General features: G+C 73.1%; 19 protein-coding genes. 6 read left to right on the top strand and 13 right to left on the bottom strand.

What is annotated here, in order from left to right:
• Positions 1-89: 89 nt before the first annotated feature.
• Positions 90-1,073: a prephenate dehydratase gene (gene pheA / locus CJ226_RS12385; protein WP_102209352.1), complete on the bottom strand. Its 984-nt coding sequence runs from the start codon at positions 1,071-1,073 to the stop codon at positions 90-92.
• A gap of 45 nt (positions 1,074-1,118) precedes the next feature.
• Between pheA and pgm the strand changes: the two genes are divergently transcribed.
• Entirely contained in the window at positions 1,119-2,762 is a 1,644-nt protein-coding gene (pgm, locus tag CJ226_RS12390) for a phosphoglucomutase (alpha-D-glucose-1,6-bisphosphate-dependent) (RefSeq protein WP_062633837.1), read from the top strand.
• An 831-nt stretch (positions 2,763-3,593) separates the two neighbouring features.
• Here the strand turns inward: pgm and CJ226_RS12400 are convergent.
• From CJ226_RS12400 to CJ226_RS12450, 11 genes are all read right to left on the bottom strand, one after another.
• Positions 3,594-4,412: an ABC transporter ATP-binding protein gene (locus tag CJ226_RS12400; RefSeq protein ID WP_062633866.1), complete on the bottom strand. Its 819-nt coding sequence runs from the start codon at positions 4,410-4,412 to the stop codon at positions 3,594-3,596.
• Between the two features lie 11 nt (positions 4,413-4,423).
• A complete protein-coding gene (locus CJ226_RS12405; RefSeq protein WP_062633864.1) occupies positions 4,424-5,458 on the bottom strand; it encodes an ABC transporter substrate-binding protein in 1,035 nt (344 codons plus the stop codon).
• A 30-nt stretch (positions 5,459-5,488) separates the two neighbouring features.
• Positions 5,489-6,340 (bottom strand): ABC transporter permease, encoded by an 852-nt coding sequence (locus tag CJ226_RS12410; protein ID WP_025105461.1) that lies wholly within the window; start codon positions 6,338-6,340, stop codon positions 5,489-5,491.
• Positions 6,341-6,481: 141 nt separating this feature from the next.
• On the bottom strand, positions 6,482-7,585 hold the full coding sequence (locus CJ226_RS12415; RefSeq protein ID WP_062633862.1) for a glycerate kinase: 1,104 nt from the start codon (positions 7,583-7,585) through the stop codon (positions 6,482-6,484).
• On the bottom strand, positions 7,582-8,649 hold the full coding sequence (locus tag CJ226_RS12420) for a LacI family DNA-binding transcriptional regulator (protein WP_082802835.1): 1,068 nt from the start codon (positions 8,647-8,649) through the stop codon (positions 7,582-7,584). Before CJ226_RS12420 ends, CJ226_RS12415 begins: the two co-directional genes overlap by 4 nt.
• 43 nt (positions 8,650-8,692) lie before the next feature.
• Positions 8,693-9,457, bottom strand: coding sequence for a sugar phosphate isomerase/epimerase (locus tag CJ226_RS12425; RefSeq protein ID WP_102209353.1), 765 nt, complete (start codon positions 9,455-9,457; stop codon positions 8,693-8,695).
• Between the two features lie 537 nt (positions 9,458-9,994).
• Positions 9,995-10,912, bottom strand: coding sequence for a sugar phosphate isomerase/epimerase (locus CJ226_RS12430; RefSeq protein ID WP_102209354.1), 918 nt, complete (start codon positions 10,910-10,912; stop codon positions 9,995-9,997).
• On the bottom strand, positions 10,909-12,129 hold the full coding sequence (locus CJ226_RS12435; RefSeq protein ID WP_102209355.1) for a DUF993 family protein: 1,221 nt from the start codon (positions 12,127-12,129) through the stop codon (positions 10,909-10,911). The genes CJ226_RS12430 and CJ226_RS12435 overlap by 4 nt, the downstream gene beginning before the upstream one ends.
• Positions 12,126-13,295 carry a Gfo/Idh/MocA family protein gene (locus CJ226_RS12440; protein ID WP_102209356.1) on the bottom strand — a complete coding sequence of 390 codons (1,170 nt, stop codon included), beginning with the start codon at positions 13,293-13,295 and terminating at the stop codon, positions 12,126-12,128. Before CJ226_RS12440 ends, CJ226_RS12435 begins: the two co-directional genes overlap by 4 nt.
• A gap of 102 nt (positions 13,296-13,397) precedes the next feature.
• Positions 13,398-14,498 carry a substrate-binding domain-containing protein gene (locus CJ226_RS12445; RefSeq protein ID WP_102209357.1) on the bottom strand — a complete coding sequence of 367 codons (1,101 nt, stop codon included), beginning with the start codon at positions 14,496-14,498 and terminating at the stop codon, positions 13,398-13,400.
• Positions 14,495-16,330 carry a heparinase II/III family protein gene (locus CJ226_RS12450; protein WP_102209358.1) on the bottom strand — a complete coding sequence of 612 codons (1,836 nt, stop codon included), beginning with the start codon at positions 16,328-16,330 and terminating at the stop codon, positions 14,495-14,497. Before CJ226_RS12450 ends, CJ226_RS12445 begins: the two co-directional genes overlap by 4 nt.
• A 136-nt stretch (positions 16,331-16,466) precedes the next feature.
• Between CJ226_RS12450 and CJ226_RS12455 the strand changes: the two genes are divergently transcribed.
• Together CJ226_RS12455 and CJ226_RS12460 are read left to right on the top strand one after the other, a co-directional pair.
• Positions 16,467-17,480 carry a hydroxyacid dehydrogenase gene (locus CJ226_RS12455; RefSeq protein WP_102209359.1) on the top strand — a complete coding sequence of 338 codons (1,014 nt, stop codon included), beginning with the start codon at positions 16,467-16,469 and terminating at the stop codon, positions 17,478-17,480.
• Positions 17,477-19,435 (top strand): DUF2264 domain-containing protein, encoded by a 1,959-nt coding sequence (locus tag CJ226_RS12460; protein WP_102209360.1) that lies wholly within the window; start codon positions 17,477-17,479, stop codon positions 19,433-19,435. The genes CJ226_RS12455 and CJ226_RS12460 overlap by 4 nt, the downstream gene beginning before the upstream one ends.
• A gap of 3 nt (positions 19,436-19,438) precedes the next feature.
• Here the strand turns inward: CJ226_RS12460 and CJ226_RS12465 are convergent, their stop codons facing one another.
• Complete coding sequence (locus CJ226_RS12465) at positions 19,439-20,404, bottom strand: LacI family DNA-binding transcriptional regulator (RefSeq protein WP_102209513.1); 966 nt, start codon at positions 20,402-20,404, stop codon at positions 19,439-19,441.
• Between the two features lie 100 nt (positions 20,405-20,504).
• Between CJ226_RS12465 and galT the strand changes: the two genes are divergently transcribed.
• From galT to galE, 3 genes are read left to right on the top strand one after another with little or no spacing between them, the layout of a single operon-like run.
• Positions 20,505-21,692: a galactose-1-phosphate uridylyltransferase gene (galT, locus tag CJ226_RS12470; protein WP_257996649.1), complete on the top strand. Its 1,188-nt coding sequence runs from the start codon at positions 20,505-20,507 to the stop codon at positions 21,690-21,692.
• Positions 21,689-22,873, top strand: a complete 1,185-nt coding sequence (gene galK, locus CJ226_RS12475; protein ID WP_102209361.1) for a galactokinase — start codon at positions 21,689-21,691, stop codon at positions 22,871-22,873. The genes galT and galK overlap by 4 nt, the downstream gene beginning before the upstream one ends.
• Positions 22,874-22,919: 46 nt before the next feature.
• Positions 22,920-23,897 carry a UDP-glucose 4-epimerase GalE gene (galE, locus tag CJ226_RS12480; protein ID WP_102209362.1) on the top strand — a complete coding sequence of 326 codons (978 nt, stop codon included), beginning with the start codon at positions 22,920-22,922 and terminating at the stop codon, positions 23,895-23,897.
• The last annotated feature ends 1 nt before the right edge of the window (position 23,898 follow it).

The following is a 23,898-nucleotide window of genomic DNA, read 5'->3' on the forward strand; positions in this document are numbered from 1 at the left end:
GCGGCGGGCGGGATGGAAAACGGGCGGGAACCGCGGTGAGGAGGTGCGTTATCGATCCCGCCAGCCCGGGGCGGGCGCGTGCGGGCGGGTCAGGACTCGGGTTCGCCGGAGAGGATGCCGCGGAGCCAGTCGCGGGCCTCGATGAAGATCTCGTCGGAATACCGGTCGGGATACTGCACGATCTGCCGGTCGGCTCGCGGGTACGACCCGAGGAACACCACACGGGGGCTGAAGCGGCGGATCCCGAGCAGCGCGTCGGCCATCCGCTCGTGCTCGATGTGACCGTCCGCGTCGATCACGAACCGGTACCGGCCGAGCTCATCGCCGATGGGCCGGGACTCGATGAGCGAGAGGTTGATGCCGCGCGTCGAGAACTGCTCCAGCATCTCGAGAAGCGAACCAGGGTGGTCGTGCGGGAGCTCGACGATCAGCGAGGTCTTATCGGCACCGGTCGGCGCGGGCGAACGCGTGGTGCGGGTGACGAGCACGAACCGGGTCACGGCCGCCGCGTTGTCGCCGATGCCCTCAGCGAGCACGTCCACGTCATAGTGCTGCACGATGCCGGGAGCGGCGATCGCGGCCTGCGCGGGTGAGGTGCCGTCGAGGACGCCGATGGCCGAGGCCACGTTGCTCGCCGCCGGCACATGCGAGTGTGTCGGGAGGTGTTCGCCGAGCCAGCCGTGACACTGCGCGTAGGCGACGGGGTGCGCGGCGATGACCTCGACCTGGTCGAGAGTGGTGCCGCGCGGCGCGACGAGGACGAAGTTCACCCGCACGAGGTACTCGCCGATGATCCGGAGCCCCGGCAGAGTCGCCAACGCGTCCTGCGTGGTCGACACCCCGCCCTCGATCGAGTTCTCGATCGCGATCATGGCCGCGTCGCTGCGCCCTTCGAGGACGTCGGCGAGCGCCTCGCCCACGTTGTGCACCGGTCGCCAGTCCTGCCCCCTGGCCTCGGCCACCTGGTCGAGCGCCGCCTCCGTGAAGGTTCCGGCTGGTCCGAGGTAGCTGTAGGTACGGCGTGCAGTCACGGCGTTCAGCCTATCCCTCGGTGACTCATCGCCATCCCGCATGTCAAGGCGGATGCGCTCATTCGTCACACGGGGCAGACTGAGAGCATGAGCAGTCGTGCCGGCCTCCCCGCGGAGGAAAGTGACCTGATCGATGTCGACGAGCTGATCGCCGCCTACTACGACCGCGTGCCGAATCCGGATGTCGCGAGCGAGCGGGTCGTGTTCGGCACCAGCGGGCACCGCGGCTCGTCGCTGACCAAGAGCTTCAACGAGAACCACATCCTCGCCACGACGCAGGCCATCGTCGACTACCGCGCGGCGCAGGGCATCACCGGTCCGCTCTTCCTGGGGCGCGATACCCACGCACTGTCCCTCCCGGCGGAGCGCAGCGCCATCGAGGTCCTGCTCGCGAACGGCGTGGACGTGCGCGTCGACGCCCGGGACTCCTGGGTGCCGACCCCCGCGCTGAGCCACGCGATCCTCACGTACAACCGCGACCGCGCTGCCGACGACCCGGGCCGCGCGGACGGCATCGTCGTGACCCCCTCGCACAACCCGCCTCGCGACGGCGGCTTCAAGTACAACCCACCCCATGGCGGTCCCGCCGACACCGATGCGACCGGCTGGATCGCCGACCGCGCCAACCAGCTCATCGCCGGCGGCCTGACCGAGGTGCGCCGCGAGCGCTTCGCCGACGTGGACTGGGACGCGATCACCGGATACGACTTCCGCGACGCCTACGTGCGCGACCTCCCGTCGATCATCGACATCGAGGCGATCCGCCGCGCCGGCGTGCGCATCGGCGCGGACCCGCTGGGCGGCGCCTCGGTGGAGTACTGGTCGCTGATCGCCGAGATGCACGACCTCGATCTCACGGTCGTCAACCCCGAAGTCGACCCCACCTGGCGCTTCATGACCCTGGACTGGGACGAGAAGATCCGGATGGATCCGTCATCCCCGTCGGCCATGGCGGCGCTCGTGGCGAAGAAGGGCGACTACGACATCCTCACCGGGAACGACGCCGACGCGGACCGGCACGGCATCGTCACCCCCGACGCCGGGCTCATGAACCCGAACCACTTCCTCGCCGTCGCCATCGACTACCTCTTCTCGCACCGGGAGCACTGGCCGCGTGAGGCCGCGGTCGGCAAGACGCTCGTGTCGTCGATGATCATCGATCGCGTGGCCGAGTCGCTCGGGCGGCGTCTGCTGGAGGTTCCCGTCGGCTTCAAGTGGTTCGTGCCCGGACTGCTCGACGGCTCGGTGGCGTTCGGCGGCGAGGAGTCGGCGGGGGCCTCCTTCCTGCGCCACGACGGCTCCGTGTGGTCGACCGACAAGGACGGCATTCTCCTCTGCCTGCTCGCGGCCGAGATCCTCGCGGTGACCGGCAAGACCCCGTCGCAGCGCTACGCGGAACTGGAGGACGCTTTCGGCGCCTCCGCGTATCAGCGCGTCGACGCCCCGGCGACCCCCGAGCAGAAGGCGACGCTCGGCAAGCTGGCCCCGGAGTCGGTGACCGCGACCACCCTCGCCGGAGAGGACATCATCGCGAAGCTCTCCCACGCCCCCGGCAACGGTGCGGCGATCGGCGGCCTCAAGGTGCAGACTCCGCACGCGTGGTTCGCCGCGCGCCCGTCCGGAACCGAAGACGTCTACAAGCTCTACGCCGAGAGCCTGCGCGGTCCCGAGCACCTCGCGGAGGTGCAGGCCGAGGCCCGCGCCGTGGTGTCCGCCGCCCTCGGCGACTGACTCTCGCCCTCCCGCGTCCCGCACGTGCTGCGGGATCGAAACCACTCCCCTCGGCCGCCGCCGGGGGGAGTTTTCGATCCCGCGCCGTGGGCACCGGCGAGGGACCCTGGTGATCCGGCCCGCCCCGGGACCGGGCGGACGGGCCCGCGGCGGGATCGAAAACGGGCCCGGCAGGCACCGGAGAGGGACGTTGTTGATCCCGTCACCCCCGGGCCGGGCGGGAGCCGAGGCGCAAAGCCCGTGGCGGGATCGGAAACGTGCCTGGCACGGACTGGAGAGGGACTTTCTTGATCCCGCTAGCCGGGGAGCGACGGGAGCCGACGCGCAAAGCCCGGGCGGGATCGAAAGCGGGCGCGGCACGCACCGGGGAGGGACGCTATCGATCCAGCCGCACCCGGGAGACGGTTCCGCTCCCGGGACTTGCTGACAATGGGACGGTCGTACGGTGCACCACTCGGTGCGGGATCAAGAACGATCCTCGTCAGCGTTTCGCAGGAGCATTCTTCATCCCACGCCGGACCGTCGGTTCCGTGCACGCTCGGGCGATGAGGCCCCTCCTGTTGTCGCGGGTCGGACCGTCGGCGCCGATCCGTCCGCCACTCCGCTTGCGGGATCGAAAACGGGCTCGTCGGGGGTCCCGGACGGGCCTTTTCGATCCCGCTCCGCCGACCGCCGCTGCTGCGGGATCGAAAACGGGCCCGGGGGATGCTGGGGAGGAGCGGTTTTGATCCCGCGGACGCGCGAGGGCGCGGGCGGGGGGCGAGGCCCGGGGCGGGGGCGAGGACGAGACCGGACGGGGGCGGGGCGGGGGCGGGCCGGGGATGGTACGAGTCAGTCGGCGTCGGTGGAGGAGCCGAGGAGCTCGCGGACGCGGCTGGAGACGCGGTGGAACTCCTCCGTCTCCAGAACATCGGCGTAGCCGCGGCGGGCGGGGAGGTCGACGCGGTGCTCCTCCAGGATCCGCCCGGGGCGCGGCCCCATCACGATCACCCGACTGGCGAGGTAGACGGCCTCCGCGACCGAGTGGGTCACGAGCAGCACGGTCGTGCCGGTGGCGCTCCAGATCCGGTTGAGCTCGACGTTCATACGCTCGCGCGTGAGGGCGTCGAGAGCACCGAACGGCTCGTCCATGAGCAGCACCCGGGGCTCGTGCAGCAGCGCACGACACAGCGACACCCGCTGCTGCATGCCACCGGAGAGCTCGTGCGGCAGGGACTTCTCGAAGCCGGTGAGACCGGTCATCTCGATGAGCTCGTCGGCACGGGCCTGTGCCTTGCGCATGTCCATCCCGCGCATCTCGGCCTGCAGGAGGATGTTGCCGCGGACGCTGCGCCATTCCAGAAGCGCCGCCCGCTGGAACACGTAGCCGATATCCTGCCGCGGACCGCGGACCTCGTCGCCTCGGAGGCGGATGCTGCCCCGGCTCGGAGCGGTGAGTCCCGCCACGGCCTTCAAGAGCGTCGACTTGCCGCACCCCGAGGGCCCGGCGATGGAGAGGAACTCCCCCTCCTCGACGCGCAGGTCGACGCCCTCGAGAGCCGTGACCTGGCGCCGCTTGGAGGCGAAGGTGATCGCGAGATCCGAGACCTCGAGCGCCGGAGCGGTGCTCGTGGCCGCGGCTGCGCGTTCCTGCTGCACGTGAGTGTCCATGGCGATCGGTCTCACTTCCCGGGGGTGAAGGCGTCGTCGAAGTAGGTCTCCACGTCGCCCTCGCCCGAGATGAGCCCGGCCACGGACAGCACCTCCAGCGTGGACTCCCAGTCCTCGGTGGCGTTCGCGCCGGGAGCCTGGCCCTCGGTGGCGTCGGTGTGGAGCAGCTCGATGGTCTCCTCCCACTGGTGCAGCAGCACCTCCTGCGACGGCATCTGCGGGTCCTTGCCCTCCATCGCGGCCACCGCCGCCTCGGGGTCCTCCTGCGCGGCCTCGAAGGCCTCGGAGGTCGCGGCGACCAGCGCCTCGACGAGCTCCGGGTCGTTCTCGATGGTGTCGGTGGGCGCGATGAGACCGTTGCTGAAGAAGTTCAGGCCGGCGTCGGAGTAGCGCAGGTACTCGACGTCCTTGCCGCTCTTGTCGGCGATGGTCGGGCCCTGGTCGTGCGCGAAGCCGATGAGACCGTCGACCTTGCCCGAGAGCATGGCGGCGATCTTGCCCGCGGCGTCGAGGTTCTGCTGCGTCACATCGCCCTCCTCCAGGCCCACGGCCTCGAGGTACATCGGGAAGGTCGTGGTCGGGGCGTCGCCCGCGGAGACCGCGATGGTCTTGCCCTTGAGGTCTTCCGGGCTGGAGATGCCGGAGTCGGCGAAGACCTGCACGGCCGACGGCGTGGTCTGCAGGAAGACGCCGACGCTCTTGATGCCGACGCCCTTGTCGATGTTCGCGAGGACGGCGGGGGTGTCCGCCCAGCCGAAGTCGACCTGCCCCTGCCCGACGGCCTGCGCGGTCTTCGTCGAGCCCTGGCCGGCCTTGATCGTGAGGTCGATGCCGTGCTCCTCGAAGATGCCCTGATCGACGCCGTAGTAGAACGCGGCGTGCTCGCCGTACGGGTACCAGTTGAGCATGAGGGTGACCGGCGTGAGCTCGCCGCCGTCACCGTCGCCGGAGCTCGCCGGGGCCGTCGATCCTCCGCAGCCGGAGAGGGCGAGCACCGCGGCGGACGCGAGGGCGATCGAGCTGAGGATGGTGCCTGACTTCTTCATCAGTGCCTTCTTTCGTGGGGGCGAGGGGGGTCAGAGTCGAACGGTGGCCGCGGCGACGTCGCGCTTGGAGGCGTGCCACGGGATGAGGAAGCGCTCGGCGATCTGGATGATGCCGAAGAGGATGACGCCGAGCAGCGACATGATGATGAGCGCGGCGAAGAGCATTGCGGTGTCGAGGTTGCCGTTGGCCTGGAGGATCACGTAGCCGAGGCCCTCGTTCGCGCCGACGAACTCGCCGACGACGGCACCGGTGACCGCGAGCGTCGCGGCGACCTTGAGGCCGGAGAGGAGCTCGGGCAGAGCCGCGGGCAGACGCACCTTGAGGAAGGTCTTGAAGCGGCTGGCTCCCATGGTCGATGCGAGCTGGAGGATCTCCGGGTCGACGGTGCGCAGACCCGCGAGGCCCGAGATGACGACAGGGAAGAACGCCATGAGCACGGCCACGAGGATCTTCGGCTCCGCCCCGAACCCGAGCCAGACGACGAACAGCGGGGCGATGGCGATCTTCGGGATGACCTGCGCGAAGAGGATGACGGGATAGAGCGTCTGCTCCAGGCCTCGCGAGTAGACCATGAGCACCGCGACGAGGACGCCGACGACGACCGCGATGACGAATCCGATCACGGTCTCGTAGGTGGTGACCCAGGTGTTCTGCGCGAGGTAGGCGGCGTTGTCGGTGAAGGCGGCCCAGGTGTCGGCAGGCGACGGGATGATGAAGGCCGGCACCCACCCGAGGCTCGTGGAGACCCACCAGAGCGCGAGCACCGCGAGCACGAAGACGAGCGGGTGCCAGTGGCGGCTCCACCAGCGGACGATGCCCGGAGGCTCGGGGCGATCGGCGGCCAGCGCCAGGGTCATGGTCGCGGAGGGGGCAGACGACATGGGGTCCTCGACATCTTCGTGAAGGATTCGGGAAAGCGCATTCCCGTTCGGTGTTGCGAGTCTATGCCGACGGTTCTGCGGTGTCAACGCATGGCCGTGTCCCCGCCGTCGTCGCCCCCACGGGCGGGGCGTCCGGGCCGGTCACCGCGTCCGAGCCAGCTCCGCGCCCGCGACCCGGAGCCAGCGTGCGGGATCGGTCAGGGCGGCGGTCGTCGACCCCGCCAGCGCGGTCAAGGACCGGGTCTCCGCGAACAGGGTCGTGTCCGCATCCTCCGCGACCCGTCCTGCGGCGAGCAGCGGTCGCGCCCCCGCCTCCGCCGCGAGCGCGGCGAGGAACGACGGCACCTTCCCGTCGCCCGACTGCCCGTCGTAGGACCCCTCGCCGGTGATCACGACCTCGGCACCACGAATGGCCCCTGGCAGGTCGACGAGCGCGGCCACCTCGGCCGCCCCCGGAGCGAGGACCCCGCCCCAGCGCACGAGCGCGGCGCCCGTCCCCCCGGCGGCCCCCGTGCCCGGCAGCTCCGGGTCGACGGTCAGGAGGGCGGCGAGATGGGCGAGCGCGTCGTCGACGTGGGCGATGTCCTCCGGCGCCGTGAGCCCCTTCTGCGGGCCGAACACCGCCGCCGCGCCGCTGGGGCCGACGAGCGGATTCGTGACATCGGTCAGCACGCGGACATCCGGCGCCCCACGCAGGGCCTCGAGATCCGCCGTGACGATGTCCGCCAGACCACGCGCGCCCCGCGCGACCGGATCGCCGCCCGCGTCGAGGAAGCGTGCCCCGAGGGCGGTGAGCATGCCGGTGCCGCCGTCGGTGGAGGCGCTGGAGCCGATGCCGAGGATCAGGCGCGAGACGCCGTGATCGAGCGCCGCGGCGATCGCCTGGCCGAAGCCGGTCGTGTCGGCATCCCCGGGGCGCAGACGTTCGAGGAGCTCGATGCCCGAGGTCGAGGCGATGTCGACGACACCGGTGCCGCCCGGGGCGTCGGTCGTGCTCGGCAGGAGCAGCCACGACGTCTCGACGGGAGCGCCCGCCGGACCGTCGACCGTGACCGGCATCCACTGTGCATCCGGTACGGCCGTCGCGAACGCCGCGACCGTCCCCTCCCCGCCGTCGGCCATCGGACGGAGCACGATGTCCGCGGCCGGCTCGACCTCCCGCCAGCCGTCGGCGAGCGCCGCAGCGGCCTCCGCCGCGGTGATCGTGCCCTTGAAGCTGTCCGGAGCGATGACGACGCGGGTCATGCCCGGAGCCCCGGGGTGCTCGCGCGTACGACCACCTCGAGGGGGAGCGTCGGCTGCTGCCAGTCCTCGTCGACGATCGCGCGGAAGGCCTGGTACCCGGCATCGCTCAGCGGCACGCGGACCGTGGTGAGGGCCGGGGTGACGTCGCGACTCGAGGGCACGTCGTCGAAGCCGCAGACCGCGATGTCCGTGCCGACCCCACGGCCCGCTGCACGGATGGCCGCCATCGCGCCGATCGCGACGACGTCGCTGATGCCGAACACGACGGTGCCCGCGGGGACACCGGTGGCGAGGGCTTCGGTCATCGCCACCGCCCCGGACTCCCGACGGAAGTCACCGCGGACGGTCTGCGCGACCACTCCGCCGCCCTCCGCGAATCCGGCCCGGAATCCCGCCAGCCGGTCGTCCGAGGTGCGCACGCCCTCCGCCGCCCCGACGAGTACCGCCGAGCGGTATCCGAGCTCCGCCATGCGACGGCCGAGCGCGGCGGCCCCGGCCCGGTTGTCGATCTCCACCCGGCGGTCGCCGTCGCCGTCCGCGCCGAACGCGACGACGCGGCCGCCGAGCCGGGTGAACTCGGCGAGCTCGCGAGCGGTCTCGGCCTGCCCCTCCTCCTGCGTCCGCGAGGCGGCGAGGATGAGGCCCTGCGGACGCTGTCCACGCAGCGCTCGGACGATGCGCGCCTCCCGCGCCGGATCGCGCTCGGTGATGGCCACGGTCACGACGAGCCCCTGTTCGTCGGCTCCGCGGGCGACGCCCGAGGCGATGAGACCGAAGTAGGGGTCGGCGATGTCCGCGACGAGGAGCGCGATCACCGGCGAGCGGCCGCGGGCGGTCGCCTGCGCGGAGACGTTGGCCGTGTAGCCGAGGGCTTCGGCGGCGGCCTCCACCCGCTCCCGGAAGGGCGCCGCGACCTTGCGTTCGGAACCGTTGAGCACGCGAGAGGCGGTCGCCAGGGACACTCCGGCCTCGAGCGCGACGTCGTGCAGCGTGGGTGCCGGTCCCCGGGCGTGACGGGGGCGACGCGCGGCCGGCGGCTCTGCCGGTGTGGCGGACGGGGTCATGCTCCGAGCCTACCGACGGGAACGGAACCGCTTCGAGGGGCGCTCACGGCTGCCGCCCGAGGAACTCGAGGAGGGCGGCGGCTTCCCCGGCGAGGAGCTCAGGGGCGTCGTCGGGCACGAACTCCAGCAGCGCGTCGCGCGGCGGGTGCGCGGAGGCGGCGGCGTCCGTGAAGAACCGGGTCCACAGTGCGGACCGCGAGCGGAGCGGGTGGCGCTCGGTGCGCGGCCACCAGGAGAAGACATGAGCGGCGGAGACATGGGGGCCGAGCCGGCGGAACTCCTCGAGCGCCACGGGGACGGGGGCGCCGACCGTGGGCTGCCAGTACGTCGACAGCATCGGGTGGTCGACCTCGTGCAGCAGCTCGAGCGTGGCCGGGGCGGTGTCGGCGAGCGTGCCGCCGTGGAACTCCAGGGCGAGCCCGATGCCCCGGGAGGCCGCCTCGACCGCCGCCGCGCGGAGCCGCGTCACGACGCGGGCACGCTCGGGCGCGGACACCTCCGCCGAGCCGTGTTCACCGGCCCACACCCGTACCCGGTCAGCACCCAGGGCCGCGGCGCTGTCGAGGACCGCGGTGAGCGACTCCTCGGGACCGGCGCGGAAGTACGACCCGTAGGACGCGACGGCGAGTCCGGCATCCGTGGTCATCCGCGCGACCTCCGCCGCGCGGTCGACATCCCCCGGCGGCACATGCACGTCTCCGCCCCACTCGATCACGTCGAGACCCGCGGCGGCCGCGAGCGCGACGATCCTCTCCGGCGGCAGGGCACGGAACGTCACCGAGCACAGTCCCGCACGGATCCCCGTCATCCCGTCATCCTCTCAGTCCTCCCGTTGTCCTGGGTCGGACGTCCCGGCCCCTTCCATCCCCCGTGTCGAGTCCCACCTGCACGACCTCGTCCCGCCTGCACGACCGGGACCCAGGTCTGACCCTGCAGACGGACCCGAGCCGTGCAGGTGTCCCCCGGTCGATCCGACACACGACGACCGAGACCGGGATCGGGACCGGGACAGGGACGGGGACGGGGACGGACTCCCTCGTCGAGTCCGACCTGCACGACCTCGTCCCGCCTGCACGACCGGGACCCAGGTCTGACCCTGCAGACGGACCCGAGTCGTGCAGGTGTCCCCCGGTCGATCCGACACACGACGACCGAGACCGGGACGGATGCACGACCTGAGCACGACGGGACGACCGACACCCGGGAACAGGGCGTGCATCCGTGGCGGGGTCGTGCAGCCAGAACCGCGGCGCGACCGCGACCGGGACGGGACGGGACGGGACGGGACGGGACGGGACGGGGACGGGACGGGACGGGGACGGGACGGGACGGGGGTCACCGGGACTCACAGGTGGGGGGCGACCGCCGTCGCGAAGGCCTCGGCTGTGCGGCGGACCACACGAGCCGGGTCGTCGGCCCACACGTCGGCATGGAAGATCTCCACCTCGATGTCACGGTCGTAGCCGGTGTCCTGCACGGCCCGGGTGAGGGGTGCGAAGTCGATCACACCGTCCCCCGGATAGTGCCGGGAGAGGAGGGGGTCTGCGGCGAGCGGGGTCTTCCAGTCGCACACCTGATACGTGGCGATGCGGCCCTCGCGTCCGGCCCTGGCGATCTGGTCGAGCACCTGCGGATCCCACCAGATGTGGAACGTGTCGACGGCGGCACCGACCACGGCAGGGTCGAAGTCCGCGGCGATGTCGAGCGCCTGACAGAGGGTGGAGACCACGGCACGGTCCGAGGCGTACATCGGATGCAGCGGCTCGATCGCGAGGGTGACCCCGGCGGCCCGGGCGTCGTCCGCGAGGGCGCCGATGGCATCGCGGACACGCTCGCGCGCCCCGACGAGGTCGCGCGACCCCTCGGGCAGACCCCCGGCGACGAGGACGAGCACCGCGGTCGAGCCCTCCGCACCGGCCGCCGCGAGGGTGGCCGCCTCCTCGATCGCCCGGCGGTTGTCGTCGAGCGCGGATTCGCGCTCCGCGCCGGTGGGCAGCGTGAAGAAGCCCCCGCGGCAGTGCGTCGTGAAGCGCAGACCGGAGTCGGTCAGCATGCGGGCGGCGACATCGAGCCCCACCGCCTGCACGGGCTCCCGCCACAGGCCGATGGCCTCGACCCCCGCCGCCGCCGTGACGCGCAGGGCCGTCGCGAGGTCCGCGTGCTTCACGGTGGCCTGGTTGATCGAGAGCCGCGGGTGCGGCACGGTCCCGACGGCGGCCGCCCGGGGCTCGTGCTCCGCCGCCAGGCTCCGCGGGCCGGTCATGCGTCCACCCCGTTCATCCGGAGCAGGCCGTGCCAACGCTCCCGCGCGAGCTCCGGCCGCTCCAGGGCGAGCGCCCCGTTGGCCAGCTCGACGATGCGGCTGAGGTGCGGCAGACTCCGCGCGGAGTGCAGCCCCCCGACCATCTGGAACGCCGGCTGATGACCGTTGAGCCACGACAGGAAGGCGACCCCGGTCTTGTAGTAGAAGGTCGGCGCCGCGAACACCTGCCGACTCAGCTCCTCCGTCGGTCCGAGGAGGGCGAGGTACCGATCGGGGTCGTCCGCGTCGAGCGCCTGGATCGCGGCGGAGGCCACCGGGGCGAGGGCGGCGAACGCGCCGAGCAGCGCATCCGAGTGCCCGCGCGGCGCGGACCCCTCGGGGGCGGCCGCATCGGTCAGACTGTCGCCGCCGATGAGGCCGACGTAGTGGAAGTCGTCGCCGGTGAACATGCGCACGCCTTCCGGCAGCCGCTCGCGGACCCAGACCTCGGACTCCGCGTCGAGCAGACTCATCTTCACCCCGGCGACCGCGGCGCGGTTCTCGCCGATGATGTCGAGCAGCACCTCGGCGGCCTCCTGCCACGCGGGACCACCGCTCCCCCCGGAGGACGAGGGCGCGAAGTACCCCGCCAGCTCCGGATCGAACGCGGTGCCGAGCCAGTGCAGCACGACGGGGACCGATGCGCGGGAGAGCACCTCCCGGTACACGCGGCGGTAGTCGTCCGCGCTCTCCGCGACCCTGGCCAAGTGCCGCGAGGCCATGAGCACCGGCCCCGCCCCCTGCTCCTCGGCGAAGTGCAGCTGCTCGAGATAGGCGGCGATCACCTGATCGAGCGGGATGCGCGCCTCCTCGATGTGGTCGGTGTTGACCCCGACGACGACCGCGCCGCCCTCCTCGCGGGCGACCTCCGCACTGCGGGCGATGAGCTCGCGCACCGCCGTCGCATCCAGACCCATGTTGCGCTGCGCGGTGTCCATCGCGTCGGCCACGCCGAGTCCCCACGAGTACACGTTGCGGCGGAACGCGAGCGTCGCGTCCCAGTCGATGTCGGCCGGCTGCCCCGGGGTGTTGTCCGCGTACGCCTTCGGGACGACGTGCGCGGCGGCGTAGGCCACCCGACTGCGGAGCGGACCCTCCGGCCGCGTGACGGCGCCGGCCTCCCGGAGCTCCGCCTCGGCGGTCCGGCCGTCGGCGGTGAGCAGGCGGAGGGTGGTCATGCGTGGTCCAGGGTCAGCGGCTCGAGCACGATCTTGCGCCCCTCGGCGCTGGACGCGAGTCCGGCCTCGGCGAACTGGACCCCGCGCGCACCGGCGAGCAGGTCGAACGGGTAGTCCGTGCCGAGGACGAACGAAGTGAGGTACTCCTCCCACTGCTGCCGGAAGCCGTTCTGGAACACGTCGTTCGTCGGCACCTGCTGCCAGTCGGCGTCGTAGTCGTGGCTGTCCTCCAGGTCGGGGTTCCACACGGGCTTCGGCGTGGCGTTGCGCGGCTGGATCTTGGCGCCGAACAGCCCCACGACGGCGGAGCCGTGCGTGCCGTCGACCTGGAACTCCACGAGCTCGTCGCGGTTCACCCGCACGGTCCACGAGGAGTTGATCTCGGCGATCGCCCCGCCGTCGAGTTCGAAGATGCCGTAGGCGGCATCCTCGGCCGTGGCCGTGTAGTGCTCGCCCTTCTCGTCCCAGCGGTCGGCGATGTGCACGGCGGCCTGGGCGTAGACGCTCGTGACCTCGCCGAAGAGGTTCTCCAGCACGTAGTTCCAGTGCGGGAACATGTCGGTGATGATGCCGCCGCCGTCCTCGGTGCGGTAGTTCCAGCTCGGACGCTGCGCGGGCTGCCAGTCGCCCTCGAACACCCAGTAGCCGAACTCGCCGCGGACGGAGAGGATGCGGCCGAAGAAGCCGGAGTCGATGAGGCGCTTGAGCTTCTGCAGCCCCGGGAGGTAGAGCTTGTCGTGGACGACGCCGGTCTTCACGCCGGCGTCACGCGCCAGCCGCGCGAGCTCCAGGGCCTCGTCCAGCGACTCGGCGGTGGGCTTCTCGGTGTAGATCGCCTTGCCGGCGGCGATGGCCTTGCGGATCGCGGACGCCCGGGCCTTCGTGACGAGGAAGTCGGCGTAGATCTCCCACCGCGGGTCGGCGAGGGCGGCGTCGAGATCGGTCGTCCAGTCCTCGATGCCGTGCTTCGCTGCCAGTTCGGCGAGTTTGGCCTCGCTGCGTCCGACGAGGATCGGCCGCACGGTAACGCGCGTGCCGTCCGGGAGCTCGATCCCGCCCTCGTCGCGGATCGCGAGGATCGACCGCACGAGGTGCTGCCGGTATCCCATGCGCCCGGAGACGCCGTTCATGATGATCCCGATCTCGCGGGTGGGGGCCTGTGCCATCTCGGTCCGTTCCTCTCGGTGGAAGCTGTCGGCGCTGACAGGAGAATCTTGGTAAGCGCTTTCCGAGATCATGGCATGAGACGCACGACCGCGCAACCGCCCCTAGCGCGGAGGTGCCGTGCTGGCGCGCACGTGCAGCGCCGGAGCCACCTCCACGCGCTCCGCGGGCCGGTTCGGGCCCTCGCGCAGGCGGTCGCGGATGAGCTCGACCGCACGGCGCCCGACATGCTGCTTGGGCGGCCGCAAAGCGGTGAGCGGCGGGGACCCGTGCTCGGCGACCTCATCGTCGTAGGCGATGAGCGAGAGGTCGTCGGGCAGCCGCCAGCCCGCGTCCTGCAGATGCTGCTGGAGCAGGAGCGCCTGCGGGTCGGAGTGCACGAGCAGCGCCGTCGCCCCCGTCTCACGGATCTCGGCGAGCAGTGCCGAGACCACCTCCGCCTGCGCCGATCCCTCCATCCGGTCCAGGGCCGTGTCGCGGTCCACCGACACCGTGAGCCCGAGCTCGGCGACGGCCCGCGACCAGCCCTGCCGCAGCCCGGCGGAGGTCGGTGACTGCGGAGAGGTGAGGATCCCGACCCGTCGGTGTCCGAGTGCGGCGAGGTGCCCGGCGGCGAGCGCGCCCCCGAACGCGTGGTCGGTCGCCACGGTCTGCATCCGGGTGAGGGCGAGAGCGGGCGGGGTCCGGCGCTCCACGAGCACGACCGGCACCGGGAGCGTGTCCAACCAGGAGAGCAGCGCGTGCCCGTCGGCCCCCTGTGTCTCGGGGGCCACGATCAGCCCGTGCACCGTCCCGGACTCCAGGAGCGCCGCGATCTGGCGGCGTTGGTCCTGCGCGGCGTAGCTGGCTCCGCGGAGCACGAGCTGCACCCCCGCCTCCGCCCCGGCACTCCGGGCGCCGACGACGACCTGCGGCCAGTAGTAGCTCAGCGACGGCACCACCATCCCGATGCGGAACTGCGGCCCGGGGAGAGCCGCCCGCGCGACGGTCGTGTCCAGCGTGCTCCGCAGCACCGCTCCGCCGTGCACCCTGGTCAGCAGCCCGCGGTCCGCCAGCATCGTGATGTCGCGGCGGATGGTGAGCTCCGCCACCCCGAAGTCGCGGGCGAGATCGGCCACGCGCACCGCCCCCGTGCGGCGCAGTTCGTCCAGTATCCGTTCCCGGCGGGAGAGGCCGAAACGCGGGGTCGGGCGCTCCTCGGTCATGCCGCCCTCCCCTGGAGCTCCCAGCGCTCCGGACGGTCGAGCGGTGCGAAGAGGACGCGCGAGACCACCGGCCCCCACGAACGCTCGAGGAGCGCATCGTCCACGGCCCTGCTCTCGACGACGACGTCCGCCGGATCGTGGGCGATGCGCAGACCCCGCTTCCCATCCGGGCCCGGGAGGAGGACGCCGTCACCGTGCACCTCGGGCGTCCCCGCACACACGAGCACGAGGCGGGTGGCCGGGTCGGCGAGTGCCGGACTCTCGTCGCGCACGGTCACCGCGCCGCCGCGCAGCAGCACCGTCCGCAGCCACGGGTCGCCGCCGGGGAACGCCGCACCGAGGTCGAGGGTCCAGCCGTCGCTCCGCGCCTGCACCGCGGCCCGCCAGGCGCCGCCGGGCTGTTGCTCGCGCCCGCGGACCAGAGGCGTGGAGTGCCAGCCGCTGGTGACGTGCCACAGGCGGTAACGGGCATCCGAGAAGGTCGCCGCGGTGTACGTCGCCCGACCGACGTCGATCACGACCGGGACGCCGTCGACGGCGATCGCGACAGCACCGAGGTCGTTGTGGTTGTGGTTCTCGTCGTTGCGACCGCCCTTGACGACGACCGCGAGCCCCCGCGGATCGCCGCTCCACTCACGGCGCAGACCCACGCCGAGGGAGGGGAACTCGACGCGTCCGGGCAGCGGCGCAGGCCCCGGACGCGCCGCATGCCAGTCGGCGTCGAACAGCTCGGCCAGCGTCCGGCCGAGACCGGCGACGACATCGGCCTCGTCTCCGATGACGCGCCCCGGACGGCGGTGCCGCGCGGCGAACGCGGCCGTCGCCTCCAGACCGCACAGGACGGCGGCCCGGTGGAGCACGGACCACGGGAGGGCATCCCCCGTGCGCGCCTCCGCATCCGAGAAGCTCGCCACCCACCCCTCCCCGAGCTGCACGCGCTCCGGGAAGAGGGCGAGCTCGCGCAGCCCGGTGAGGCGTCCGTCCTGGATCGCGGCGGCCACCGCACCGGCGGTCAGCGCGTCGAGGAGGCCGAGCGCGTCGAACGCCCGCCCCGCTCCCTGCCACCAGTAGGCGAAGCCCTCGTCGATGCCGCCGTCGGTGGGAAGCTGGGCGAGATAGCGATCGAGGCCGTCGATGCTGAGGGCGAGCACCCGCGCACGCAGCGGCTCGTCCGCGAAGGCGAGCGCTGCCGGCAGCAGGTTGCCGTGGATCCACGGCGCCCAGTTGTGCACGCGTTCCTCCGACCCCTCCCATGCCCACTCGCGGCGGTCGACGAACGGGCGCAGCACCCGGCGGACCGTCTCGTCCCGTACCCGTGCGACCAGACCGGGCGCGTGCGCGTCGAGAGCCTCGCCGAGCACCAGCACGACCCACCCGGCCAGCGCCGCCGCCTCCCCCGCGCCGAGGTCGAGGACGGGGCGCTCGATGTCGGGCACACGGCGCCCGCGGGCGAAGGCGTCGTCGTGAGCAGGCCAGCACCAGGTCGACTGCTCGGCCAGGAGCCACAGGCCGTCCGCGACTTCGTCCAGCCGCTCGGCCACCGGGTCGACGGCAGCGGCCAGGACGGCGCGACGGAGCCGGAGGTCGCGACGGAACACCGCCCCCTCCCAGCCGGCTCGGTCACCGGTGCGGGCGTAGGCGGCCCACTGCGAGAGGAGCGGCTGCGCCCACGCGGTGCCGCGCTCGCCGTCCGCCGCCGCCAGGATGGTCGCGCGGAGTTCGGGCGCCACGGACGTCCATGCCGCCCGGTCGGTGCTCGGCGGCACGACGGGCCGATCGACGGCGCCGTGCTCTCGCCACAGATCGCTCAGGGTGCCGCGGGGGATCAGCATCCGGTTCTCGCCTTCGTTGTTCGAGTGTGTTCGATCAGCAGGGTTTCGGTTCGATCACGTTGCCTGCACTCGAACGCACAGTCTTCACTGGAACCGCGCGCTTCGGCAAGCGCATACCCGAGATACCCGGAGACCCATGACCCCTCGACCAGCCGTCCTCGCCGCCCTCTCGACGGAGGCGTGGGACCTCGTGTTCGACGACGCGCGGCGCGCCCGCCTGCAGACCCTCGCCGCGCCCGGCGGTCCGCTGCACGCTCCCGCTCTCGACGCTCCGACGCTGGACGACCGCCTCGCCGCCGTGGAGGTGCTGGTGACGGGCTGGGGCGCTCCGGTCCTGGACGCGCCCCTGCTCGACAGTCTCCCCCGGCTGCGCGCGGTGTTCCATGCGGCGGGAAGCGTGCGCGGCCTCGTGTCCGACGCGTTCTGGGAGCGCGACATCCTGCTCACCTCGGCCGCCGAGGCGAACGCGGCCCCCGTCGCGGAGTACACGCTCGCGATGATCCTGCTCTCCGGCAAGCGCGCCCTCCTCCCGCTCCGTACCGCCGATGCACAGCACGACCTGCGCGTCGGCCCCCGCGTCGGGGGCCGCATCGGCAACCTCGACCGCACGGTCGGCATCGTCGGGTTCTCCCGCATCGGGCGCCGCGTCGTCGACCTGCTGCGACCCTTCCCCGGCCTCGAGGTGCTCGTCGCCGACCCGTACGCGGACGCCGAGGAGGTGGCCGCGGCCGGTGCCCGGCTCGTCCCGCTCCACGCCCTGCTCCCCGCCGTCGATCTGCTCTCCCTGCACGCCCCCGCCCTGCCCGCGACCCGGCGGATGATCGGCCGCGCGCAGCTCGCCGCCCTGCGTGACGGCGCCACCGTGCTCAACACCGCCCGCGGAGCCCTCCTCGACCACGACGCCCTGCACGCCGAGTGCGCCTCCGGTCGCCTCGACGCGATCCTCGACGTCACAGACCCGGAGCCGCTTCCGCCTGACCACCCGCTGCTGCACCTGCCGAACGTCGCGGTCACCCCGCACCTCGCCGGCTCCCTCGGCACCGAGGCGCACCGGCTGGCCGACGCCGCCCTCGACGAGCTGGAGGCGTGGGTGGCCGGCCGTCCGCCTCGACACCCCGTGCACCGCGCCGACCTCGCGCACAGCGCATGACACTCCTCGCGCTGCCTCCGGACGACCGCACGCTCTCCCCCTGCACGGGATGGACGCGTGCGCACCTGATGACGGTGGCCGATGCGATCCTCGACGGGGCCGCCCGACATGCGAGCCCGGCGGGCGCGGGCATCCGCTACCCCGGCGCCCCCGGTGGCTTCGGCTCCGCGGTCGATGCGCTCGAGGGATTCAGCCGCACGTTCCTGTTGGCCGCGTTCCGCATCGCCGGCGACCCGCTCGGCACGGAGTCGCTGGCCGACCGGTACGCCCGCGGCCTCGCTGCGGGCGTCGACCCCGATGGTGCCGAACGGTGGCCGCGCCCCGATGAGGTCAACCAGGCGAAGGTCGAGGCGGCGGCGCTCGCGCTGGGCCTGCACCTCACGCGCGACACGGTGTGGGCGCGCCTCGACGACACGGCCCGGACCCACACCGTGGACTACCTCGCGACGTTCGTCGGCGGCAGCTACCCGCCGAACAACTGGGCGTGGTTCCGGGTGCTCGTCGAGCAGTTCCTGGAGAGCGTCGGCGCGCCCTTCTCCGCCACGGACCGCGCGACCGACCTCGCGCTCCTGGACGGCTTCGAACGCGCGGGCGGCTGGAGCGCCGACGGCGCCGCCCGGTCGTTCGACCACTACGCCGGCTGGGCGCTGTCCTTCTATCCGCTGCTCTGGGCGGACATAGTCGGCGAGGAGCCGCGGCACACGGACCGAGTCGCCCGGTACCGCCGCCGGCTCGACGCGTTCCTCGACGACGCCCTGCATCTCGTCGGCGCCGACGGCGGACCCCTCATCCTGGGACGCAGCCTCACCTACCGCTTCGCGACGGCCGCCGCGGCCGGGGTCGCGGCGTTCTCCGGCACCTCGCGGCATGACCCCGGCCTCCTGCGCCGGGCGGTGAGCGGTCAGGTCCGGCACTTCACCGCCCGCGGCGCGCCGGATGCGACCGGAGTGCTGCCCCTCGGCTGGTACGGCGCCTGGCGCCCGCTCGCCCAGGACTACTCCGGCCCCGGCTCCCCGTACTGGGCGGCGAAGGGTCTCCTGCCGCTCGCCCTCCCCGCCGCGCATCCGTTCTGGACTGCCGTCGAACAGCCCCTGCCGATCGATCGGGGACCGTTCACCCGCGTCCTCCTCGCCCCGGGGTGGCTGGCGACGGGCACCCCGGACGGCATCGTGCGCGTGGTCAACCACGGCACCGACCACCGCACCCCCGGTACGTTCCAACCCGATGCGCCGCTGTACGCGAAGCTCGGGTACAGCACCGCGACCGCCCCCGTTCTCGCCGGCCCCGGGGCACGCGACCCGCTCGACGGCACGGTCGCCGTGGTGCGCGGCGGCCGAGCCAGCCACCGCTCGGGCTTCCTGACGGGGCGCCTGCGGGAGACGGACGGCACGGCGCTCGGCGGCTCCTCCGGACCCGTGCACTGGCACGACGGCGTCCGCATGGAGTTCGACGTCGGCGGAGGCGGCACGGCCGTCGAGACCACGGTCGGCCCGGTGGTCGATGTGGTGTCGGCGGTGCGCGGACCGTGGGAGGTGCGGCTCGTGCGGGTCCGGGCGGGCGCAGGGCCGGACGGAGCGATCCACGACGGCGACGTCCTCCGCATCGGCGGATGGGCGCTGTCCGCCGCCACCGTCGTCGAGACCGGCCCCGCGGCCGTCACCGCCGCCCTCACCCCCGGCGGGGAGACGCAGAGCAGGGTGGTGGGCCTCCACGGCCTCGACGACGCGACCGCGGGAGTCCGGCGGGAGCGGGACGCGACCCCGCTCGGCCCGGAGACCGTCACCCCGTGGCTCTCTGCGCCGGTGCGACCCGACACCTGGATCGCGGTGGGCGTGCTGCTCGGGGGCTCGCCCGTTCCACCGGAACTCGAGCTGCAGGGAGGGGACGCGACGGTGTCGTGGCCGGACGGCGCCGCGACGACCTTTCGCCCGGACGAGCAGCTGCCCCGCGGGTGAGCGTCAGCGGTGTGCCGTGCTCGCCCGCTCCACGAGCCGGGTCGGCACCACCACGGGTACGGCGGGATCGGTCGCCGTCCCGTCGCCCTCCACGGCCGCGATGAGCGCCGTGACCGCTTGCTGCGCGAGCGCCGGAAAGTCCTGCCGGACGGTCGTGAGCGGCGGGAGGAAGTTCGCCGCCTCGGGGATGTCGTCGAAGCCGACCACGCTGACGTCCGACGGAACCGCGCGCCCGGACTCCGCCACCGCCCGCAGCAGCCCGAGCGCCATCTGGTCGTTGGCGCAGAACACCGCGGTCGCCGTGCCCAGAGCAGCGCCCGCGGCGAAGCCCGACTCCGCGCTCCAGTCGCCGCGCACGACCGGCGGTGGCACGACGCCGGCATCCGCCAGGGCCTCGCGCCAGCCCCGCTCGCGCTCGGCGGCGGCGAACGAGCCCGCCGGTCCCGCGAGGTGGTGGACGGTCTCGTGCCCGAGGTCGAGCAGGTGGCGGGTGGCGGCCTGCGCGCCCGCGGCATGATCGCTGTGCACCACGGCCGCTCCGGCGCCGGCGGGGGCATCCACGACGACGAGGTGCAGCTCCGGCGGCAGGGTCGCGGCGGGGACGAGCGCGGAGGCCTCGTTCAGCACGAGAGCCCCGTCCACGCCCTGATCGGCGAGCCGGGCGAACGCGGCCTCCACGCCGTCCGCGGCCGTGACGACGGTGAGCGCGTATCCACGATCCGCCGCCGCTTCGGCCGTGGCCTGCAGCATCCGGGAGTTGCCGACCGTGGCCAGAGTGGTCACGACGAGGCCGAGGGTATGGCTGCGCCCGGTGCGCAGGGCCCGCGCCGCCCGGTGCGGTCGGTAGCCGAGCTCGGCCATGGCGGCTTCGACCCGCGCCCGGGTCTGCGGGTCGACCCGGGGGCTGCCGTTGACGACGCGGGAGACCGTCTGTCCGGAGACGCCGGCGCGCGCCGCGACGGTCGCCATGGACACGCGCGCGGCCGTCGTGGGCTTCTCGGCCACGGGAACCTCCGTTCACAAGTCCGTCGTGTTGACGTTAGCACGCGGCCCCACCTAACATGTTGACGTGAACACGCCCGAATCTGCGGAGATCCCCACGGAGCGTCTCGGCGCCGGTGTCGTCAAGCGCCCGACCACCCTCGCCGACGGCCGCGACCTCATCTACTACGACGACCCGGACACCACTCTCGTCGCCGAACGGTCGGTCGACGCCCGCACCCTGGCCCCGCGGCCGGACACCGCGACCATGCGGCTCGACGTGCTGACGGGCGACTGGATCACCGTCGCCGCCAACCGCCAGAACCGCGTCATGATGCCGGGAGCCGATGCCGACCCGCTCGCGCCGCAGACGCCGGGGAATCCGTCCGAGGTGCCGTCCCGGTACGACGTGGCGGTGTTCGAGAACCGCTCCCCCGCGTTCGGCCCCGCCCTCGCCGAGCCGGTCGGCACCGCCCCCGGGGCCACGAACCCCCCGCGCGGCCTCGACGACCTCGCGGCCCTCGGACTCGGGCGCACCCGGACCGCGGTCGGCCGCTGCGAGGTCGTGTGCTTCAGCCCCGAGCACTCCGGCTCCTTCGGGACACAGACCGTGACCCGCGCCCGCACCGTGATCGAGGCCTGGGCCGACCGCACCGCCGCCCTGTCCGCCCTCCCCGGCATCCAGCAGGTCTTCCCGTTCGAGAACCGCGGCGAGGCGATCGGCGTCACGCTCCCCCACCCGCACGGCCAGATCTACGCGTATCCCTACGTGACCCCGCGCACCGCCCGGGTGCTGGACGCGGTCGACCGCACCGCGCCCGACCTCTTCGCCCGCATCCTCGCCGAGGAGCAGGCGTCCGAGCGGGTGGTGTTCCGCGGCGAGCACTGGACGGCGTTCGTGCCCTTCGCGGCGCGGTGGCCGCTCGAGGTGCACCTCATGCCGCATCGGCACGTGCCGGACCTCGCCGAGACCACGGCGGAGGAGCGCGACGAGCTCGCCCCGCTCTACCTCCGCCTCCTCCGCGGTGTCGACGCGCTCTACGACAGCCCGACGCCGTACATCGCGGCGTGGCACCAGGCTCCCGTCCACGTCGGCCGCGACACCGTGCGCCTGCACCTGCAGCTCACGAGCCCGCGGCGCGCCGCCGACAAGCTCAAGTTCCTCGCGGGTTCCGAGGCCGCGATGTGGGCGTGGGCCGCCGAGGTCGCGCCCGAGCAGGGCGCCGCCCGACTCCGCGAGGCCCTCGCCCGCACCGACCAGGAAGCCTCCGCATGACCTCCGCACACGACGACGCCGCCGAGCTCTTCGCCACCCTCGCCGGGCGCACCCCGGACGGCGTCTGGTCAGCGCCGGGACGCGTGAACCTCATCGGCGAGCACACCGACTACAACGACGGCTTCGTGCTCCCGTTCGCCATCCCGCAGCGGACGATCGCCGCGGTCGGTCGCCGCGCCGACGGCCGGCTCCGCGTCGCCTCGACCTTCGCGGACGAGCCGGTGGAAGTGGCCCTCGACGAGCTGGACCGCCTCTTCCCCACCCCGCCCGGGACGGAGCCCGCGGTGCCGGAGTGGGCCGCCTACCCGCTGGGCGTCGCCTGGGCGCTCCGTGCAGCGGCCGGCGCGACCGCGGTCTCCGGTCTGGACATCGCGATCGCCTCCGACGTCCCGGTCGGCGCCGGGCTCTCGTCGTCCGCCGCGATCGAGGGCGCGACGGCCGCGGCACTGAACGAGCTCTGGGACACCGGCCTCGACGCCGTGGCCCTCGCCCGCATCGGGCGGACGGCGGAGAACGAGGCCGTGGGCGCGCCCACCGGGATCATGGACCAGATGGCCTCGATGCTCAGCGAGCCCGACGCCGCGATCTTCCTCGACTGCCGCTCCCTCGCCGCCGAGGTCGTGCCGCTGGGCATGGCCGACGCCGGACTCGCGGTGCTCGTGATGGACACCCGCGTCACGCACGCGCACTCCACCGGCGGCTACCGGGAGCGCCGCGCCGCGTGCGAGCGGGGGGCCGCGATCCTCGGCGTGCCGGCGCTGCGCGACGTCGCGGTGGCCGACCTCACCCGTGCCGAGAGCCTGATGGACGACGTGACCTTCCGCCGCGTGCGGCACATCGTCACGGAGAACCAGCGCGTGCAGGACACCGTCGCGACGCTGCGCACCGCGGGCGCGCGCGGCATCGGCGACCTCCTCGTCGCCTCCCACGCGTCCATGCGCGACGACTTCGAGATCTCGACGCCCGAACTCGACGCCGCCGTGGAGACCGCCCTCACCTCGGGGGCGGTGGGCGCGCGCATGACCGGCGGCGGGTTCGGGGGTGCCGCGATCGCCCTCGTCGACCGCGATGCCGTGCCCCACCTCACGGACGCGGTGCGGGCGCGGTTCGCCGCCGAAGGCTTCGTCGTCCCGCACCTGTTCGCGGTCAGCCCGTCCGCAGGTCCCCGCCGCGACTCCTGACACAATGGAGGGTCGAGCCGCCACCCCTGCGGCAGGAGAGGAACGCATGTCCTGGATCGTCACCGGCGGCGCCGGCTACATCGGTGCCCACGTCGTCCGCGCCCTCGCAGAGGCCGGCCTCTCCCCCGTCGTCCTGGACGACCTCTCCAGCGGCGTGGCGTCCTTCGTGCCGGAGGGCGTGCCGTTCGTGCAGGGCAGCATCCTCGACCGTGCCCTCGTCGAGGAGACGCTGCGCACGCACGAGGCGGAGGGCGTGATCCACGTCGCGGGCTACAAGTACGCCGGCGTCTCGGTCCAGCGCCCGCTCCACACCTACGCCCAGAACGTCGAGGGCACGCGGATCATCCTCGAGGCGATGGCGGCGGCGGGCGTCGCGAACATCGTCTTCTCGTCGTCGGCAGCCGTGTTCGGCACGCCGGACGTCTCCCTCGTCGTCGAGGACACCGCCAAGCGGCCCGCGAGCCCCTACGGCGAGTCGAAGCTCATCGGCGAATGGCTGCTCCGCGACCAGGCGATCGCCACGGCCGACTCCGACCGCCCGCTGCGCCACACCTCGCTGCGGTACTTCAACGTGGTCGGCTCGGCCGACCCGACGGTCTACGACGTCAGCCCCCACAACCTGTTCCCCATCGTCTTCGAGGCGCTCATCGAAGGCCGCACCCCGAAGATCTTCGGCGACGACTACGACACCCCTGACGGCACGAACGTCCGCGACTACGTGCATGTCGGCGACATCGCCGCCGCCCACGTGGCCGCAGCGCAGCGCCTGGCCTCGGGCGCTCCGATCGAGCCCGCCTACAACCTCGGCTCCGGTGACGGCCTCAGCGTGAAGCAGATCATGGATGCGGTCGCCCGCGTCACCGGCATCGGCTTCACCCCCGAGATCGGTCCGCGGCGCCCGGGCGACCCGGATCGGATCGTGGCGACCGGCGAACTCGCGGCCCGCGACCTCGACTGGACCATGCGCTACACGGTCGACGAGATGGTGCGCACGGGCTGGGAGGCCCGCCGCGCCGCCGGCTGAC

The sequence above is a fragment of the Microbacterium sp. UMB0228 genome (assembly GCF_002871415.1).
In the GTDB taxonomy this organism is placed as follows: Bacteria; Actinomycetota; Actinomycetes; order Actinomycetales; family Microbacteriaceae; genus Microbacterium.